The sequence below is a fragment of the Blautia sp. ZXY-1-C6 genome (assembly GCF_056339875.1).
Genome location: NZ_JBWJVQ010000170.1, coordinates 39489 through 58920, shown reverse-complemented (window position 1 = coordinate 58920; position 19432 = coordinate 39489). Strand labels below are relative to the sequence as shown.

Annotated in this window: 20 protein-coding genes; 4 read left to right on the top strand and 16 right to left on the bottom strand. The window is 42.0% G+C overall.

From position 1 onward, the window contains the following. Window positions 1-152: 152 nt before the first annotated feature. Entirely contained in the window at window positions 153-1223 is a 1071-nt protein-coding gene (locus AC075J_RS08585) for an undecaprenyldiphospho-muramoylpentapeptide beta-N-acetylglucosaminyltransferase (protein WP_008706972.1), read from the top strand. Here AC075J_RS08585 and AC075J_RS08580 read toward each other — a convergent pair whose 3' ends face one another. Both AC075J_RS08580 and AC075J_RS08575 read right to left on the bottom strand, forming a co-directional pair. After that, complete coding sequence (locus AC075J_RS08580; protein WP_008706973.1) at window positions 1224-1757, bottom strand: RNA polymerase sigma factor; 534 nt, start codon at window positions 1755-1757, stop codon at window positions 1224-1226. It abuts the gene before it with no gap. A 26-nt stretch (window positions 1758-1783) separates the two neighbouring features. After that, the gene (locus tag AC075J_RS08575) at window positions 1784-2197 is read right to left on the bottom strand and encodes an HIT family protein (protein ID WP_025578568.1); all 414 of its coding nucleotides are present in this window, start codon (window positions 2195-2197) and stop codon (window positions 1784-1786) included. A 139-nt stretch (window positions 2198-2336) separates the two neighbouring features. Between AC075J_RS08575 and AC075J_RS08570 the strand changes: the two genes are divergently transcribed. Continuing rightward, entirely contained in the window at window positions 2337-3020 is a 684-nt protein-coding gene (locus AC075J_RS08570; RefSeq protein WP_008706975.1) for a sensor histidine kinase, read from the top strand. Between the two features lie 7 nt (window positions 3021-3027). Here AC075J_RS08570 and AC075J_RS08565 read toward each other — a convergent pair whose 3' ends face one another. The 13 genes from AC075J_RS08565 to yicI form a co-directional block, all read right to left on the bottom strand. Continuing rightward, window positions 3028-3618 (bottom strand): rhomboid family intramembrane serine protease, encoded by a 591-nt coding sequence (locus tag AC075J_RS08565; RefSeq protein WP_020993258.1) that lies wholly within the window; start codon window positions 3616-3618, stop codon window positions 3028-3030. An 84-nt stretch (window positions 3619-3702) separates the two neighbouring features. Further along, entirely contained in the window at window positions 3703-5172 is a 1470-nt protein-coding gene (locus tag AC075J_RS08560) for a DUF6382 domain-containing protein (RefSeq protein ID WP_476390241.1), read from the bottom strand. A gap of 30 nt (window positions 5173-5202) precedes the next feature. Then, on the bottom strand, window positions 5203-5664 hold the full coding sequence (locus tag AC075J_RS08555; protein ID WP_196002529.1) for a TadE family protein: 462 nt from the start codon (window positions 5662-5664) through the stop codon (window positions 5203-5205). Next, window positions 5661-6086: a prepilin peptidase gene (locus AC075J_RS08550; RefSeq protein ID WP_022380467.1), complete on the bottom strand. Its 426-nt coding sequence runs from the start codon at window positions 6084-6086 to the stop codon at window positions 5661-5663. The genes AC075J_RS08555 and AC075J_RS08550 overlap by 4 nt, the downstream gene beginning before the upstream one ends. A gap of 20 nt (window positions 6087-6106) precedes the next feature. Beyond that, the gene (locus tag AC075J_RS08545) at window positions 6107-6946 is read right to left on the bottom strand and encodes a TadE family protein (protein WP_025578561.1); all 840 of its coding nucleotides are present in this window, start codon (window positions 6944-6946) and stop codon (window positions 6107-6109) included. Between the two features lie 24 nt (window positions 6947-6970). Further along, window positions 6971-8452 (bottom strand): DUF5702 domain-containing protein, encoded by a 1482-nt coding sequence (locus AC075J_RS08540; protein ID WP_055199837.1) that lies wholly within the window; start codon window positions 8450-8452, stop codon window positions 6971-6973. A gap of 30 nt (window positions 8453-8482) precedes the next feature. Continuing rightward, a complete protein-coding gene (locus tag AC075J_RS08535; RefSeq protein ID WP_020993262.1) occupies window positions 8483-8683 on the bottom strand; it encodes a Flp1 family type IVb pilin in 201 nt (66 codons plus the stop codon). Between the two features lie 60 nt (window positions 8684-8743). After that, window positions 8744-9778, bottom strand: coding sequence for a type II secretion system F family protein (locus AC075J_RS08530; protein ID WP_020993263.1), 1035 nt, complete (start codon window positions 9776-9778; stop codon window positions 8744-8746). An 8-nt stretch (window positions 9779-9786) separates the two neighbouring features. Next, window positions 9787-10560: a type II secretion system F family protein gene (locus AC075J_RS08525; RefSeq protein WP_008706986.1), complete on the bottom strand. Its 774-nt coding sequence runs from the start codon at window positions 10558-10560 to the stop codon at window positions 9787-9789. After that, window positions 10557-11747 carry a TadA family conjugal transfer-associated ATPase gene (locus AC075J_RS08520; protein ID WP_008706987.1) on the bottom strand — a complete coding sequence of 397 codons (1191 nt, stop codon included), beginning with the start codon at window positions 11745-11747 and terminating at the stop codon, window positions 10557-10559. Before AC075J_RS08520 ends, AC075J_RS08525 begins: the two co-directional genes overlap by 4 nt. A 35-nt stretch (window positions 11748-11782) precedes the next feature. Next, complete coding sequence (locus AC075J_RS08515; RefSeq protein ID WP_022380463.1) at window positions 11783-12808, bottom strand: P-loop NTPase family protein; 1026 nt, start codon at window positions 12806-12808, stop codon at window positions 11783-11785. After that, window positions 12805-13365 carry a prepilin peptidase gene (locus AC075J_RS08510; protein ID WP_242971736.1) on the bottom strand — a complete coding sequence of 187 codons (561 nt, stop codon included), beginning with the start codon at window positions 13363-13365 and terminating at the stop codon, window positions 12805-12807. Before AC075J_RS08510 ends, AC075J_RS08515 begins: the two co-directional genes overlap by 4 nt. Before the next feature lie 300 nt (window positions 13366-13665). Next, a complete protein-coding gene (gene yicI / locus AC075J_RS08505; protein WP_062807082.1) occupies window positions 13666-16020 on the bottom strand; it encodes an alpha-xylosidase in 2355 nt (784 codons plus the stop codon). Between the two features lie 269 nt (window positions 16021-16289). On the opposite strand from yicI, the gene bsh reads away from it, so the two are divergent. Next, window positions 16290-17267 carry a choloylglycine hydrolase gene (bsh, locus tag AC075J_RS08500; protein WP_008706993.1) on the top strand — a complete coding sequence of 326 codons (978 nt, stop codon included), beginning with the start codon at window positions 16290-16292 and terminating at the stop codon, window positions 17265-17267. Between the two features lie 122 nt (window positions 17268-17389). Beyond that, window positions 17390-18901 carry an ATP-binding protein gene (locus tag AC075J_RS08495; protein ID WP_008706995.1) on the top strand — a complete coding sequence of 504 codons (1512 nt, stop codon included), beginning with the start codon at window positions 17390-17392 and terminating at the stop codon, window positions 18899-18901. Window positions 18902-19012: 111 nt separating this feature from the next. Here AC075J_RS08495 and atpC read toward each other — a convergent pair whose 3' ends face one another. Next, window positions 19013-19426 carry an ATP synthase F1 subunit epsilon gene (atpC, locus tag AC075J_RS08490; protein ID WP_008706997.1) on the bottom strand — a complete coding sequence of 138 codons (414 nt, stop codon included), beginning with the start codon at window positions 19424-19426 and terminating at the stop codon, window positions 19013-19015. Between the last annotated feature and the right edge of the window lie 6 nt (window positions 19427-19432).

Sequence of the window (19432 nt, the reverse complement as noted above, 5' to 3'; positions counted from 1 at the left end):
TGACAATTTCTCCCCCTGGGTTCATATTAAATAGTAACGTATAGCAATTCCATAAAATAATGAATCCGGACATTTTCGCAGGATTTCACATATTCCCTGCAGTCTTTTATAGAATTGTTGTAACTATTCAGAATAAAACAGGAGGAATCTCTATGAAACATATTGTGCTCACCGGCGGCGGCACAGCCGGACATGTGACTCCGAATATTGCTCTGATCCCACGCCTTAAGGAGCTTGGATACGAAATTTCCTATATCGGATCCTACGATGGAATCGAAAAAAAGCTTATTGAAGAAATGAATATTCCTTATTACGGAATCTCATCCGGAAAGCTGAGACGTTATTTTGATCTGAAAAACTTCACAGATCCATTTCGTGTACTGAAAGGATTCGGTGAGGCCAAAAAATTATTGAAACAATTAAAACCAGATGTGGTTTTCTCCAAGGGTGGCTTCGTGACTGTCCCGGTTGTAATCGCTGCCGGTCGACGTAAAATTCCTACCATCATTCATGAATCAGATATGACTCCCGGACTTGCAAATAAGATCTGCATTCCATCTGCCACAAAAGTATGCTGTAACTTCCCTGAGACTGTAAAAAGTCTTCCTGCTGACAAAGCAGTACTTACAGGTACTCCTATCCGTCAGGAATTATTAAACGGAAGTAAAGAGGCAGCCCGCGAATTCTGTGGTTTCACAGATGACAAACCGGTTCTTATGGTGATCGGCGGAAGTCTTGGTGCTGCATCTGTCAATGAAAATATCCGCAAAATCCTTCCGGAACTTTTAAAAGAGTTTCAGGTTATCCACCTGTGTGGTAAGGGAAAAATGGATGAAAGTCTCAAAGACACAAAAGGATATGTACAGTATGAATATATTAAACAGGAGCTTGCCGATCTGTTTGCTCTGTCTGATATCGTTATCTCCCGCGCAGGTGCCAATGCAATCTGTGAACTGAATGCTTTAAAAAAACCCAATCTTCTGATCCCGCTTTCTGCAAATGCCAGCCGCGGTGACCAGATTCTCAATGCACGTTCATTTGAACGTCAGGGATTCAGCATGGTACTTGAGGAAGAAGAGATTACAGAAAGCACACTTTTAAACGCAATCCGAGAACTGTACCAGAACAGAGAGTCCTATGTTCATGCCATGTCAGAAAGCAGTCATATGAATTCTATTGAAAAAATCACCGGGCTGATCGAAGACTGCGTAAATAAACAGTAATCACCGGGTTATTTTCTTATATTCCCTGGCAAGCCAGCGTCTCGTCCTCATGACTCTGTTATTCACATTATTTTCTGTGATATGATAATGTCTGGCAACGAGACGCGTTGGTATGTCATATAACGTTACACTGACATAGATTTCATAATTTGTCCTGTTCTTTTCTCTCAGTTTTTCAAATATCGACTGCAGGTATCCTGCTGCCTCCAGATTCAGAACAATCTCATCTACACGATTACCTTTTCTTACCCGCATATCTGTCATTTCCAGAATCGCATCTGAGTTCGCATATTCATATTTCCTGAAGGCCTTTTTGCGATGATCGGATGCCTTATGGTAGCTGATTCTGACAATCAGATTCTCCAGTTTCTTTTCATCTGAAAAATCCACACTCCGGCCCATATGAAACAAAGTCTCAAATACATCCTGACAGACATCTTCTGCTTCGTCTTCATCGCCAAGGATAAATTTTCCAATATTGAACGCCCGAGAGCGGTATTTCCTGTAGATACTTACAAAATCTATATTCTCCATCTTTTGCAATGTGCTGTATCAGAATATCAGGACAGCTGCTCCTTTACTTTTAACAGGATTTCTTCTTTATCTGCATCACTGAGTTCACCCGGGTGCCATGTGATTCCCACCTGATCTCCTTTATATCTCGGAATCAGATGCATATGAAAATGAAATACTGTCTGCCCTGCACACTCGCCATTATTCTGTACAATATTAAATCCGTCACATTTCAGTGCTGCTGTCATTGCTGTCGCCATTTTCTTTGCAAGAATCATTGCCTTTGCAGCCATTTCATCCGATAATTCATAAATATTGGCAGCATGCGATTTCGGAAGGATCAGCGCATGTCCCTTACTCGCCGGGCCCAGGTCAAGAATTACCCTGAAATTCTCATCCTCATAAAGTGTTGCAGCAGGAATCTCTCCATTAGCGATTTTACAAAAAATACAATTTTCCATCTTTAAATCCTTCTTTCTTAAAATTCAAGATTTTGATTTGCAATAATCAGTAATACTTGTCGTTTTATTGCGAATTTTTCAGGACGAAATCAGTTGCGGCTGAAAGTTCACAATGATACACTTTTCCTGAGGTGATAATATGCAGATTGAAATAACAAAACAATCAGAAAAAGATTTTCGTTTTCTTTTATCCAGACTTTCACATGAAATCCGTAATCCGGTCACGCTGATCAACAGTGAACTTCAGTTGATGGCTTCCTCTCACCCGGAACTGTGCAGTTACAGACAATGGGACAGTCTTATGGATAACCTTGAATATGTAAAAGAACTGCTGAAAGAACTCTCTGACTTCAGCCATGCGCAGACAGTTACTCTTGTTCCCGTAAATCCCGCGGAATTTCTGACCACTGTTTTATCCTGTCAGAAAAACACTCTGGACTATCTGGGAATCCGGCTGGAAATACATGTGGAACATACTTCTTCACCTGTTTTTCTTGACCGGATAAAAATGCGTCAGGTCATATTTAACCTGATCAAAAATTCCTGTGAAGCCATCGATCAGCCAGGCGGAAAGATTATTGTAAATCTCACCCCTGCAGATTCCGGCATCTGCATCTGTATTAAAGATAACGGATGTGGTATGACGCATAAGCAGACTGAGAATATCTTTCATCCCTTCATTACATATAAACCGGAAGGAACCGGTCTCGGGCTTGCAGTAACAGCAGAAATCATCTCTGCACACCATGGTCAGATCAGGGTTTCCAGCACTCCCGGTCAGGGTTCTGCCTTTTATATTTATCTGCCGGCATCCCCTGAATAAAGGTCGGTTATCCTGCACGCTGCGAAGGATGATAAAGCAGAACTGCAAGCAGGAATCCACAGATAAGACCGCCTACATGTGCCGCATTGTCCACCCCTTCGCTTGTAAAACCAAAATAAAGCGAAAAAGCAGCCATGATCACTACCTGTCTGGCAGAAAGATCTTCAATATGACCTCTGCCCCTGATCACAGCATAGATCATTGCACCCATCACAGCAAACACTGCACCGGATGCACCTGCTGAAACTGCAAAATCCGCACTGTCCAGTTCCAGGAACAGACACAGCAGATTTCCACCCATTCCTCCCAGAAGATAGATCAGCAGATATTTCAGTTTTCCAACTGTACGCTCCAGTCTGCCTCCAAGCACAAACAGTACCAGCATGTTATTTCCAAGATGCTGCGGTCCAAAATGAAGGAACATACTTGTAAAGATCCTATAGTATTCTCCCTGCATAATGGCGGGAGTATATGCCGCTCCGCACTGAAGCATATGCATGGTATCCTCTGATCCTCCGGTAAATTCCACTGCAGTAAAAACAAGAATATTCGCCAGAATGAGAAGCACTGTAACCGGTGCCTTTTTCAGTTCTTCCAAGTTTTACCTCTTTTCTGTTTCTTTATCTCAAAAACAATGTACCATTACTAATTGTAGCAGACCTCCTGTATTTTGTAAAAACATTTATTCCAGAAATATATATCTTGCCTGTGCAAAATCCACTTCATCTTCCGGTTCAAGCTGATATTCCTCATCCGGACGAAGTAATCTTCCATTTACAGACGTTCCGTTTCTGGAATTCATATCACTAAGGAAATAGTTTTCTTCTTTTTTTCGTATTTTTGCATGGATACGGCTTACGGTAGGCAGGCTGACCACCGCATCACAGGCAGTTTCCAGCTTTCCGATCACAGTCAGATCTTCATTGAGATAAATGGTCGCCAGTTCTCCCGGTTCTTTGCTCACCAGACTTGCAGGTCCGCTTACTGTTCCGGCAGATAGTACTACTGTTTCACCATAGTCCATATGTATCCGGGATGATTTGGAAGTTTTTTGTCCACAGTCTGACATTTTCTGCCCATTCACCGGCTGACTCTGATTTGTTTGCTGATTTCTCTCCACTGTCTGGGACAGGTTTTCATATAATCTGTCCTCCCATTTCTGCCCTGACACTTTTCCTTCTGCTTCTTTCCATCCTGATCTTTTCCCTGATGTTTTCTTTTCTGTTTTATTCCATGATGGCATATTTCTTATTTTTTCTATGTGTCTCACTGTTTCTCCTGATGCATACGCCTGTTCCGGGAGATGCAAAACTTTTTTTGTCTTTATAATACGCAGGCCCAGCATGATACCCGCTATAGCTATAACAATTACACCAAGTATGGTTTCCATTTCCACATGTGGCAGATATCCCTTCAGGATAGCAGCTGCCAGTCCACAGATCAGAACAGCAGCCGGCACAATAACACCGACCGGGTTCAGTCGGCCGGGTTCTTTTGAATCTTCTCCTTCTCTTACAAATTCATTCCGGTTTTCATTATCTTCCGGGAAAGTCTCTTCTTCTGCAAACTCCATCTCCTGCTCTGTCTTTTTTGCATTTATTTTTTCTTTCTTCTCCCCATTTACATCTGAACTCTGAGTTTTATATAATTCTTCTTTAATATGCTCCAGATGAAAACTGTCTTCCATTGCTCTTTTATATACTCCATATCCAAGGATTACCGCATCCTGATCCTGATGGTCTATTTTCGGCAGAATATATTCTGTCAGAAGCTGAAACTGTTCTTTAATATCCTTCTCATATCCGGGCATCATGCAGAAATAAATCTGTCTTTTTTCAATATCTGTATAAATATATTCCGGCAACATTATAAACTGTCCGGGATTGATCAGATATTCCGCCGCATCTTCCATAGCCTTTACAAAACCACCGAAAATAAGCCTGAGATCTTCAACTCCCATCTTCTTTTCTTCATACAGCACATTCACCGCCTGTTTTGAAGTAATATCAAAATAGATAAAAAATCTGCCATCCATCCCCTGTATCCTGCACTTTAGAAGAGAGGGAATCACATTTCCCGCAAGCATCCTTACCTGATAGGAATCTGTATTGATCTCATTCTCACCATAGACAATGAGATAATTATGATTCATATCCCTCTTATATTCTGTCCGCATACTATTCTATTCCCCCATTTCTCTCAGTACCGCCTGCGCCGCCCGCAGTCTGCGAATATGTTTCACCGGATTTATCACTGCGGATTTCCCTTCTGTCCTCAAATGCCAGCTCAGATTGCCATACGACGAGATCGTGTCCAGGTCATAGGTTACCTGCACTTCTTTTCCCACATTTGTCTGAGTGCCTAAATTCTCCGCCCCGAAAAAGCCAATACTCCCCAGCTCCTCACTGCGCATCCTTGCAGTATCATATATTTCTCCGTTTTTCTTAATCCCTTCCATGCTCCCGCTTACTGCCGATTCATAAGCTGCCGCTGTCAGCCATGCCCTGTTATGTACAAAAAAGCTCAGATAGATAAGTCCCATCAACACCAGCAGGATCAACGGCATGACACAGGCAGTCTCGATTGTAAAACTTCCCTTACGAATTATACTGTATTCATTTGTTATACGAAAATTATCTTTCATATCAAAAATCCTCCCAGATATCCTGCCAGCAGAAATGGCACAAACGGTATCTCCGTACTTCCCTTTCTGCAAAATCCCATCATCATGATGCCTGACCATACTGCACTGCAGATCATTCCCATAAAAAGTGTTGAAAAAAATTCTTCCGGGTACAGCACTGTCCCCAGTGCCATAAGCAGCCAGCCATCGCCCATTCCCACAGCACCTTCTGTAAGTATGCTGATCAGCACAAAGAGAAAACCTGTCCCCACGCACATAAGAACCTCCGGAACATTTCTTCTGCTATATATTGTCCACACAGTTCCGCAGACTGCAAATATTATGATCAGTAGAAGAGAAACCTGCTTTTTTCTGATATCTATCCATGAATTTATTCCCAGAAATCCAAGTACACATATTTCTTTTACACCATTCATCTCCATATACATCTCTCCGGCAAAATTCAGCCACACCTGCTACATGCTCCCATTTCCGAAACAGAGGAAGCTTTTACCAGTCTTACCGAACGTTTCAGCCCACTGCAGGACTCCAGATTATGGTATCTGTTTCCCTGTTCCGTAACATATACCACTCCTGCCGGATTCTGATTCCTGCTGCAGATTTCACAGGCTGAATAATGCTCCCCGTACTTATTGGATGCAGATTTTGCGGAACTTCCGGGAATTTGTTTTAATGAAACATTCAGATAGCTGCAGCCCGGATTTTTATGGTACACACTGCCCGAGGCAGTTACATAAACCATCGGTTCTGTTTCTCCCTGCTCTCCTCCATTGTCAGGAAATTCGGTTCCTGTCCATGCATGGACTTTCACATGGTTATAAACTCCAACATCCGGAAGAGGTATCAGTCCACCAAAGGGTTTATACGTGTAGATATCCGGCAGCGTAATATCATCAACACTGTCCCCACCCGGAAGATACGCATACATTCCCGCCTGTTTTGCCTTCGTACACAATGCAGTCAGATGTTCCGTCTGCAGTTTATATATATCCATAAACGAAATCAGCGTAACCATTCCCAGGAAGAACAGCGGCAGTACAAGTGCTGTTTCTACTGCCAGACTTCCCTTCTTAATCTTTCCCCGAAAAGAGGTGCAGAAAGATACTTTTACAGAAGAAACTTCTCCAATATGTTCTTTTGCATTTGTCCGAAAATATTTCCGACTCTTTTGGGGGAATAAAAGATCGTAAATATTGCTTAGAGAGACTTTTCTCCTTTCATAAATTTTTTTATCTTTTTTTCCGATTTCTTCAATGCTTTGTTTTTCTTTCTGTAAAAGCATCTTTTCACACCTCTTTTCAGCAATTCATTCATAACAATACTGACGTATCACCTGAAATTCCTTTTTCCTGTTTGCTTTTACCTCCGCAAATGCCTCCAGAGCTACAACACAGGAATCCATATAAAAATTTGCCCTGCCTTTCTTTCTTATCGCATCTTCGATCATATCCATAGCTCTCATCACTTTCTTTTCCTTTGAAACAGGCAATATCAGAACCTGAAGGTAATCCTCATAGGACAATCCATGTTCATTGTTTTTCCGCATGGAATCCAGTCCTTCCATCAGACTTGAAAGATTAGACAGCGAAATCTGCCAGTCTGCGGAAGTTTTTACAAGGGGAATCTTCCCTCCTGCAAAAAGTTCTCTCACATCCAGTACGCTCTCCGCAAATGCCCAGCATAAAAGCAATGCAGACTCTATCACTACCGCTGCCGGAGGAACCAGAAATCCCGACGCAATGGCTGCAGCGAGTGCCTGTGCCTCTGTTCTTTTTACATTATCTGCCATCAAACATGCAAAGTTTACGCCTTCTCTGATGAACAAGAGCTTTGATGCCACAGATTTAAGGTTATCTATATCATTGTCTCTTCCTCCAAAAACATATTCCATCTGATATGCAAGACTTTCTTTTGACGGATCTGTGTAATTTCCCAGATGATTCATCAGATACTGCTGAAACAAAACCCCGGAAGTATAACTGCTATCTGCTGTCACTCCGTCCGGCATCTCCATTCCCTGTTGCAGCTGTCTTCCCGAAACCATTGTGTCTTTGCTGACTGTCCGGGTGGAAATTTCCCGTCCGGGTGGCAAAACCAGCTCCAGTATTCCCATTTTCATAATTCTTTTTATAATACTGATGGGATTGTCAGCCTGTGGCTGCGTCGGTGCTGGCTGGGTTGATATTTGTCCTTCCTGTTGCTGCCTGTTTTCAGCTTCCTGTGCTGCCTGCCGGCTTTTCTGAGAAGCCTGATTCATTTCTGAATCATATCTGTCGATGGAGCCTCCTGTCTCCGCCTGTTTCGCTTTCAGATCCGCCTCTTCTGTTTTTCTCTCTCGATCAGACATTTTGTTGAGAAGGAGCTGTACCCCCTGACTTCCAAGAGTTTCCTGCATATACTGCACAATCTGCTGATAAAAAACCTCTCCGCACTCATCTGTCAGAAGCCGGTAACCGGTAAGTCCGCTCTGATGCAGTTCAAGTTTCTGACTGTTCTGCTTTAACACCGGTTTCATATAGGATTCCAGATTATCGCAGATCTTTGCGAGATTAAGCTGCCCGCCTCCCATGGAACCATCCAGCGCAAACAGATCATATTCCTCAAGAAGTTTCCTGTCATACTGTCCAAATACAGAATAAAGTCCGATATCCATACTGTTGAGTATTTGGGTTCTGGCCGATGCCATACATACAGATTCTATACTTGTACATACAAGAGACAAAAGCAGACTGAGTATTAATGCAAGAAATAATGTAATGCTTCCTCTTTCCTTTCCGCAATATTTCATACAGGAAGTACACCTCCTTCTCTTTTCATCTTAAATAGAATTACTCTGTTTGGCGATCTTTGAAAGAATGCTCTGCACCAGTTCGGTCAGCTGCTCTTTGAAAATAATGACAAGCCCGATCAGGACTACAAGAATCAGAATGATCTCCACAACACCTACAGCGTCTTCTTCCTCTGCGAATCTTCGTATCAGTCCGTTTTTCTTTTTTATCTGTCTTATCAATTGTCCCATTTTTTCCCTCCATATCCAAAAGCACCCTTTACGCTGCACAGAATTTACTGCAGCACCTTATCATGTTTCTCCGTAGAAAGACATAAAAGCAGGAATCATGACAATTGCCATAACGACAATAAGCATCATGATCATCGGCACCAAAAGTTTTGTGGCTGCAGCCTCTCCAAGAACACGTGCTTTTCTCTTTCGTTCTTCCCATGCTTCGGTTGATTCTCTTTCAAGCATATCAGCCATCTGTCTGCTGCCCTTCTGGAGATTCTGGATAAGAAGCGTGGCAAATGTTTTATACTTTGCCTGACCACATCTTTCTCCAAATCTTCTGTATGCTTCACTTTCAGAAACTCCGCTTTCCATCTCATAGCAGACAATCCGTATCTCTTCATACGCAGGTCTTGGATTCCGCTTTCTCTTTCTTCCATAATCCAGAGAAATTTTCTGGAATGCCTTTCTTACAGTCATCCCGGCCTGAACCAGAAGTGTAAATTTCATGATCAGTCCCGGATAATCCATAAGAAGTTCTTCATACCGTTTCTGAAGCTGAACCTGTTCTTCTCTCCCTTTCATCACAAGAATTGCCATTGCCGCAATAAGAAACAGTCCTGTCAGAAGCATTCCGGAAGTGTCTGCCGGACTTTCCCATTTTACCTTTTTTCCATTCAGCTTATCCGGAAGATAATAATAATCCGGATCACTGCGCTGCTCGTTATACCGGGATACTGCCTCTGCAATACTTTTTTGTGCCTGTTCTTTTCTGGTCAGCTTCTTATTCTGTTTCGGTTCTTCCTCCTGCTCTTCCAGTTCCTTCTCCGGTACCTGAATGTACATGGAGACCGGTTCTTCTCCGTCAACGGATACCATAAATTCCTTCTCATATGATCCTGTATCCTCCTTTTCCAGACGGTATCCCTGAGGATACACCTGTCCACCGTTTTGCAAAGTAAGGATCATGCCCAGCAGATTTCCGGCTATCGCTACTACCGCAAAAAGTCTGATACCATCCTTCCCTCCGATTCCGGAAGATGGAATCCATCCTTTTTTCCAGCCGGTCAGTGCACACAGGATCATAACAAAAATGACAACATGTACCCACATTTGTACTGTCACACCTCAATATCTACAATCCTTCTGCCAAGCCAGTATGCCGCAGCATAAATGACAAGACAGATACTCATTGCTGCAATTCCAAAGGGATTTCCATAAAGAACACTTAAGAAGCCCGGTGAAGTCATCTGCAAGTACAGGATAATTCCCACAGGCATAAGACTCATGATCATCTGTTCTGACTTCTTTGCTGCCAGTGTAGCCTCTATCTCTTTTTTAACGTCAATCTTATCTCCAAGCATACGAGACACCTTCTGAATTACCCGGTTCATATCACCACCTGTACGCTTGGCTGTATAAAATACAGAGGCAAAATTTTCGATATCTTCTATCTGACTTCTTTCTCCAAGATCCAGAAACAGCTCTTCCAGCGGAACACTGATATGCTGCTGGCTTTCAATATAGCGAAATTCCTCCACAATATCCGTTCCCTTTCCGTAGAGTCTCTCCAAATCTCTGACACAGGTTTTTACCGCGCTTTCCACCGAATATCCGGCCTGAACCGCAACACTCAGCGAAGTAAGTGCATCCTTAAACTGATAATTCAGATTCTTCCGTCTTTCCCTGATCATACGATTTTTCTGCCATTTCAGATAAAACACAGGAACAGGAAGCATAAGAAGCAACACCCATTTACTTTTGTAAAAAAGATAATCTGCCATTATGCACAACGCCAGTGCCTGTCCCATATATTTCAGAAGTTCTTTCATAGAAAAACGATAATGATCATAATTACGTTTCTGATAAAGCTGTTCTTTTTCTTTCCCTTTCATAGTTCAATCCCCGCTCTTTCCAGTTTTTCCACATGAAGGAGGGATGCTGTCTTTACAAGACCTTTCCCTTCCTGCCATTGATACAGCGGCCGGATACGGATTTCTCCATTTTCAAAGCCGCACACCTCAGTTACTTCCAGCAATTTCCTTGATTTATCCCTCATTCTTCCCAGATGTACCAGAATATCCACTCCGGAAGCAATCTGTCTTCTGATTGCTTCCAATGGAAGATCAACGCCCATCAGAACCATTGTTTCCAGTCTGGATAACATATCCCTGGCAGAATTGGCATGGGCAGTAGACAGCGACCCTTCATGCCCTGTATTCAATGCCTGAAGCATATCCATTGCCTCTCCGCCGCGGACTTCTCCCACTATGATTCTGTCCGGACGCATTCGTAATGCAGATTTGATCAGATCTCTGATCGTAACGGAAACTGCTCCTTCCATGTTTGCCATCTTTGCTTCCAGCCGGACCAGATTGTCAATTCCCCTGATGCGAAGTTCTGCATTATCTTCTATTGTGATCAGTCTTTCGTCCCTGGGGATATATTCCGACATTGCTGCAAGAAATGTAGTCTTTCCGCTTCCGGTTCCGCCTCCTATGACCATGGAATATCTGGCCTTCACAAGCTTCTCCAGAAATTCTGCACATTCCTGTGTGATACTTCCCAGTGCGATCAGCTTTTCCATTGTAATGGGGTGTTCAGGAAAACGCCTTATAGTGAGAATCGGACCATTTAATGCAACCGGATAAATTACAGCATTTACCCTGGAACCATTTTCCAGTCTTGCATCCACGATCGGCATGGATTCATTGATCACACGATTACATTTTCCAACAATCTGCTGGATCACATCCTCCAGTTTCTCAGCAGAAGTAAAACTTTTATGCCATTTCATAAGCTTGCCAGCCCGTTCTACAAAAATGGTATCCGGCCCGTTTACCATGATCTCAGTCACTGTCTCATCATCCACCAGTTCCTGAAGCACATCCAGTTTGCGGACAGAATAAAACAGTTCCTGACGAAGCTGTACCTTTTCTTTCAGCGCAAGACGGACATCTTTTATCTGGTTCAGAATCAGCTCATCAATTACATCAAGGATTTCTTTATCCGATAATTCTCTGGACAGATCCAGTTCTTCCATCAGCATCTGCCGCAGCTTTCTAAATACATCTTTGTTCATCCTTTTTCCCTTTACAGCATCTTTCCGGAACTTTTTTAATTTTCTTTTTTCTGGCTTTCTTTCCTCAGAAGGTTCCGCACATAATCTCCCAGTTCACTCCACATCAGCTGTTCAACATACGCAGGTGATAGACAGGTTGCCATATGAAACGGTGGATTTATCTTTTCCGTCTTTTCCAGAATCTGAGGATAATCCCAGATTCGGACCAGATTCTCAAACTGCGCAATCTTACACTGTGAAACAGCATCAGACAATACAGGCATATAAATCTTCTTACACATATCCAGCAGCTGGAAATTTTCATCAATCCCACATCCAATATCCAGCACAATCACTTCATAAGAACTGTCAAGTATAAGCATCTGAAAAAGCCGTTCCCAGTCCTGCCAGGCTGTTGTACGGATATCTGCCGGCATCTGCACAGGTGGAACATAATCCAGATTATTGATCGTCTGTATCATACTGTTCATCTTATAGAGAAGATTCTGGTTATCCTGTCTCACATAATAAAGAAGATCACTCAGATTGTGGGCAAAACCTTTTCCCATCAATTCTTCAAATCCGGAATATTCTTCCATATTCAGATAAAGAACGGCTCGTTCTTTGGCAAGTATCTGTCCAAGTGTCAATGCAAAAGAGGTTTTCAGACAACGTCCCAGAGGTGAAAATATTCCAATAATTTCTGTTGTCTTTTTTAATACAGCAATCTGATCTGCCACTGTCTTTTTTTCGGCGCCATAACATGCCATCACTTCCCGGAGAACATCAGAAGAAGACTGATATTTATACACACTTGGATACTGGTCAAGTTCCGGAGGGTGTACCCCTTCCGACAAAATGATGATCTTCCCGATATCCAGATCCCGGACTTCCCGGCACATAGCCCGCCCGGAGATCAACAGCAACTCTATATGTGTTTGTTTCCCATAGGCGATCAGGTTCTCTACAGATGTAAATGCCTGTATCTCAAAGGGAATATTCTTCTTCCGATTCATATAGTCCATAAAGTTCAACGCATAATCCACTTCCAGATCGCATACTGCAAAAATATTTCTTTTCAATAGATACCTCCTGCATATAACAACACACTTATAAAAACAGGAATCGTAAAATGGAAATTTTCAGGAGCAGCAATATTTTTTCTCCGATAGGAACTAATCTTTCCCGTACCGACTGTACATTTCACATATTCAATAAAATAAAGGATACGTTCACAGAAATTGTGGTTAAAGATCAGAAGTGCGGCAGAAATACCTGCACCTGTCAGAAAAGAAATAAAGATGCATTTTATGATAGATTCACAGCCCATTATCCCTCCCAGTGCGCAGAATAATTTAATATCTCCGGCACCTATCATCCCAAAAGCAAAGAGGATCATAAGAAATAACGGCATTACGCTTCCCATTATAAAAAATCCAATTCCCGTAATATTCTTTTGCCATATACAGACAAACAGTCCCACAGACATGGAAAAAATAATCCATCCGTTATCAACTTTTGCTGTACGGATATCCATGATCATGGCAGTTCCGGCAACCGTTACAGGAAAAAGGTGAAAAAATGCATATTGCATCACCTCCAGTCTTATATTTTTCGCAACTGTTTCGATACTGTTCATACAATAGGAAACAGTCTGTCTCTTCTTTGGTATTTTAAAAAAATAAAAGTGGAATTAACCGCCGAACTGACGGGATTGAATCACCAGAAGAACTCTGGTGAGTATTATTATAGGACCGGACAATCCATTTGTCCAGTCCTATTTTTTGTCGAATTTCTAAAATATTTATAAACTTGTTACCTGTCCACACGCTGCTATCCCGAAATATACTATGCGAAGTGTATTACTGAGAACAAATTGAACAGTAACATAAACCCGGCTATAATGCACTTCACAGAAAGAATATCATGCACCTGTCAATTAGAGTTCGATTTCCTGTCTGCATCCTTCCGGTACAATGATAATACCATTTTCTGTATCTTTCACTATGCTTCCACCAGTAACATCGGCTATTTCATGAATATTTCTCAGCAGATAGGTCATACCTCCATTTTCTGCTGAAGCTTCCAGAGTGAGTTTATTTCCCTCTCTTACAGCTTTTACTGTAAAAGCTGTCTCTCCTTTACGCGTCACTACCTCACAGGATGCAGTTTCATTTACTTCATAAACCTGAATCTGTACATCTTTCTCCAGTTCATAATCAACGGTAGTATCTACAGCACCAATCGGAAGCAGAGTATTCTCTCTTACAAATACAGGCAGTGAAAAAAAATCATAATCTTCTTCATACCATCTTCCGCCTTCTTTGACTTCTCCGCTTAAAAGATGAGTCCATTTTCCTGCCGGCAGATAATATTCTGCATGACCTTCTTTGTTGAAGATTGGTGCAACCAGAATACTGTCACCTAACATATACTGCATATCCAGATATTTGGTTGCAGGATCATCGTTAAATTCCATGATCATTGCACGCATGGACGGAATACCTGTCTTGTGTGATTTTACGGCCATAGAATACAGATATGGGAGTAATCTTAATTTCAGCTTTGTAAACTTACGGCATACATCTACAGCTTCTTCATCAAACAGCCACGGTACACGATAACTCTTGGAACCATGGAGACGGCTGTGTGTGGAAAGAAGACCAAACTGCAGCCAGCGTTTGTATACATCCGGTGCTGCTGTCATTTCAAATCCGCCCATATCATGACTCCAGAAGGAAAATCCTGATAAAGTAAAGGACAGACCACCTCTTAAGCTCTCAGCCATGGAGGCATAGGTTGCAGAACAGTCACCGCCCCAGTGAACCGGGAACTGCTGTCCGCCTGCTGTCGCACTTCTTGCAAAAAGGATTGCTTCACCTTCACCTTTTACTTCCTTCAGCAGATCAAATACTGCCTTGTTGTAAAGGTACGTATAATAATTATGCATAGAAACCGGATCTGAACCGTCATAATATTTCACATCGACCGGAATTCTCTCGCCAAAGTCTGTCTTGAAACAGTCAACACCCATATCAAGCAAAGTTTTCAGCTTATTCTGATACCACTTCACTGCATCCGGATTTGTAAAGTCAACCAGGCCCATGCCAGGCTGCCAGTTGTCGATTTGCTTGATTCCTCTTCCGTCTGCACGCTGTACCAGGTATCCGTTCTTCAGACCCTCTTTAAAGAAGTTAGTTCCCTGTGCAATATATGGATTAATCCATACACAGATCTTAAGTCCTTTATCCTTATAACGTTTCAGCATTCCCGGTACATCCGGGAAGATTCTGGAATCCCATTCAAAATCACACCAGTGGAACTCTTTCATCCAGAAGCAGTCAAAATGGAATACACTCAATGGAATATCTCTGTCTGCCATTCCCTGGATAAAGGAATTGGTCGTCTCTTCATCATAGTTTGTTGTAAAGGATGTGGAAAGCCATAATCCAAAGGACCATGCAGGCGGCAATGCCGGTTTTCCTGTAAGATCTGTGTAGTTCTCAATTACACCCTTAATGTCATCTCCGTAAATAATATGATATCTGATCTCTTCACCTTTCACAGAGAATCCCACATTCTCAACCTTTTCACTTGCAACTTCGAAGGAAACATGATCACTGTGGTCTACGAATACGCCATAATGTTTGCTTGTTACATAGAATGGAATATTTTTATAAGAAATCTGAGAAGCTGTACCGCCATCTTCATTCCAGATATCAACAACCTGACCGTTCTTTACAAACGCTGTAAATCTCTCACCCAGACCATATACACATTCTCCAGGTGCAAGAGAAAGCTCTGTCACCATATATGGCTGATACTGTGCTGCCATATAGTTCGGTTCCGGGAATTTTGTCAGCGTAGCTCTGTCATATTGCATATAGCCAAGATTGCGGAATCCGATGTTTGTGAGAACTTTTCCGTCTGCTTCATATGTAATCTTAAAGTCTTTCAAGTCCACTCTTACTGTCATTCTTCCGGCTTTCATCACAGCTTCATCTTCTGTAATCTCAACCTCTGTTTCCTGTGGATCCTCATTCAGCTCATACCTTGGCTCACCTTTTACATAACCTTCATAATGATAACTTCTTACACTTATGATATCTTTACGTACAGAAATAAATTCTGTAGTGATAGTTCCAACATCCAGAGCACCGCCTCTGTCTGTGATCTGGCGGAATGGAGAAACAATTCTCATTCCTCCCGGAATTGCTTCCGCAGTAAAAGCCTGCATCGCATAGGATGCGTTTGCGCGTTCATTTTTCTCCCAGTAACCTTCTGTGAACTTCATTCCTGATCCTCCTTGCTTTTAATCTTATGATTTGCTTATTTTCCGAAATTGAAACTCTTTCAGTACCTTGCGGGATAACGGACTGCTGAATAGTTATCTGATACCAGTATACATCATGATTTTTTTTCTTACCAGCAATATAACCCAAATTTTATCTGTGCAAAAAACAAAATCTGTATATTGCATAAAAACAAAAGATTGTGGTAATATTCTTCAAAATATACACGTTCTACAAGTATATCTATTTTGGCACCAGGAGGTAAGAAAATATGTGCACAGCAGCAACTTATAAAACAAAAGATTTCTATTTCGGCAGAACCCTTGATTATGAATTTTCCTACGGTGATGAAATCACCATCACACCACGAAACTACCCATTCCATTTCCGTCATTCTGATAAAGCCCCTGACTCTCACTATGCCATCATCGGAATGGCTCATGTGGCCGGAGACTATCCACTCTACTATGATGCCATTAATGAAAAAGGTCTCGGCATGGCAGGTCTGAATTTCGTAGGAAATGCAGTCTATGCAGAACCAGTATCGGACAAAGAAAACGTAGCCCAGTTCGAATTCATCCCATGGATTCTCAGCCAGTGTGCCACCTTAAAAGAAGCCCGCCAGAGACTCTCAACTATGAATCTCACCAACACACAGTTCAGTGAGAACTTCCCATGTGCTCAGCTCCACTGGATCCTCGCAGATGCTTCCGGCTGCCTCGTTATCGAATCCATGCAGGACGGCCTCCATATCTACGAAAATCCTGTAGGGGTACTAACCAATAACCCACCCTTCCCACAGCAGATGTTCCAGCTTAACAACTACCAGTCTCTCTCCCCTCGCCAACCAGAAAACACCTTCGCTCCAGGATTAGAACTCCAATCCTACAGCCGCGGTATGGGCGCCCTCGGCCTCCCGGGAGACCTTTCCTCCGCCTCCCGCTTTGCCAAAGTTGCCTTCACAAAAATGAACTCCAGATCCGGCGACTCCGAACTCGAAAGCGTCAGCCAGTTCTTCCACATCCTCGGCTCCGTAGATCAACAGCGTGGCTGCTGCGAAGTAGCAAAAGGCAAATATGAGATCACTCTCTACACTTCCTGCTGCAACACAACAAAGGGAATTTATTATTATACCACCTATGAAAATCATCAGATCAATGCTGTCGATATGCATCGTGAAAATCTGGATACAACAGTCCTAATCCGATATCCTGTACTCGCAAAACAGAATATCTGTTTCCAGAATTAATGTGAAGCACTCTATACCTGTGGCAATTTCGACAAATATTCTTTAATTATAGCCATTGCCATTTTTCAGTTCTGTACGGTATAATAAAGACAAATTATTGGTTTCAAAAAGAGGTAATAACAATGGTACATTTTTTTGATATTACAAAGTTCAACTTATATAAAGAAGATAACCGGCGCGAAGTAAAAAAAGCAAATGGCGGCCTTCCTTCTTCTTTATGGGAGACTTACTCTGCTTTTGCAAATTGTTATGGCGGCGTAATTATTCTGGGAGTTGCCGAAAACAAAGATGGAACCTGGAGAACTACAGGTTTAAAAAGTACAGACAGGGACAAGCTGTTAAAACATTTCTGGGATACAATCAATAATCGAAAAAAGGTCAACGTAAATCTTCTATCTGATCAGGATGTAGAGATATATGAGAAGGATGAAGATACTATCATCGTGATTTATGTTCCTATGGCAAACAGAGAACAAAAACCTGTGTATATTAATGATGATATATTTGGCGGAACATTTCGAAGAAATCACGAAGGAGACTATCATTGTACCAAACTTCAGGTGAAAGCCATGCTCCGCGACCAGACAGACAACACTATGGATATGGATGTACTGGATGATGTTCCAATAAGCGACCTAAATTATGAAACCATTCAGGGATATCGCAACAGACATCGAGCCCTTAAACCTGCACATCCATTTGGCCGTTTAAATGATTCTGAATATTTACGCAGCATAGGAGCTGCTGCCATTTCCAATATTGATAAATGCCTTCATCCAACAGCTGCAGGAATGCTAATGTTTGGAGATGAATATAACATTGTACGACATTTCCCTGAATATTTTTTAGATTATCGTGAAATTCTGGATCCAACTATACGCTGGACCGATCGCTTACAGTCAAGTTCCGGTGAATGGTCCGGTAATATATGTGATTTTTACTTCCGAGTATATAATAAACTTGTTAAAGATATCAAGGTACCTTTTAAAACAATCGATGGAAACCGTATTGATGATACTCCCGTACATGAAGCATTGAGGGAAGCCCTCGCAAACTGTTTGATAAATGCAGACTTTTATGGTGTTCGAGGCATTGTAGTCCGAAAAGAAGCTGACAGAATAGTATTTGAAAATCCAGGATATTCCAGAACAGGAAAACAACAAATGAAAAAAGGGGGAATTTCTGATCCTCGCAACAAAGTACTCATGAAAATGTTTAATCTGATCAATATCGGCGAGCGTGCCGGCAGCGGAGTACCCAACATTTTTAACACATGGGAGGATCAAGGCTGGGTTGAACCAGTTATAGAAGAACAATTTGATCCAGATAGAACTCTTCTGATTCTTAGCTTCGATAAAAAACAAGCGATAAAAACAAGCGATAAAAAACAAGCGATAAAAACAAGCGATAAAAAACAAGCGAATAAATCCTGTCATAAAAAACAAAACCAAAAAACTTTGGAAAATATAGAAAAAATCAGAGAGTATTTATCTAAAAACAATATCTCAAAAACCAGTGATATTGCTGAATATATTGGATTAAGTCTTCCGCGAACCCGGGCTATTTTAAAAGAAATACCTGATGTATCTCCAATTGGAAATAATTCAAACAGAAAATGGACTCTGCAAAAATAATTTTCACCAGCCAAGAAATAAGTCAGAACATGGTACAAAGCAATAAAAGCATCTACGGAAAGCCTTCATCAGACCATCCAAAGATGCTTTTTATTGATATATTTTGTTTCTTTAAATTTCTTTATGACTCGTAACCCTAAGTCGTGCCATAGCTCTGGACAGAGCCAACTGATTCATATGATACTCCTGAATACTCTGCTTCTGTCTCATCTGCTCTTCTGCTCTCTCCTTCGCTTCCTGTGCCCTGCGGATATCAATCTCCTCAGGACTCTCTGCCGTCAGACAGAACAGCTTCACACGGTTATTGATCATCTCCACAAACCCACTGCTCACAGCCAGAACATGCTTTGTGCCATCAGCTTCCTCGAAACGCATTTCTCCCGGAATGATAGCAGCAACAATATTCTCATGCTGTGCCAGAAAGGCCTGCTCACCGTCAACAGCCGGGATTGTCAGGGTTTTGGCACGTCCTGCAAACGCCAGCTTATTACTGGCATAAATCTCAAGACCAAATGTATCTGCCATAAAATC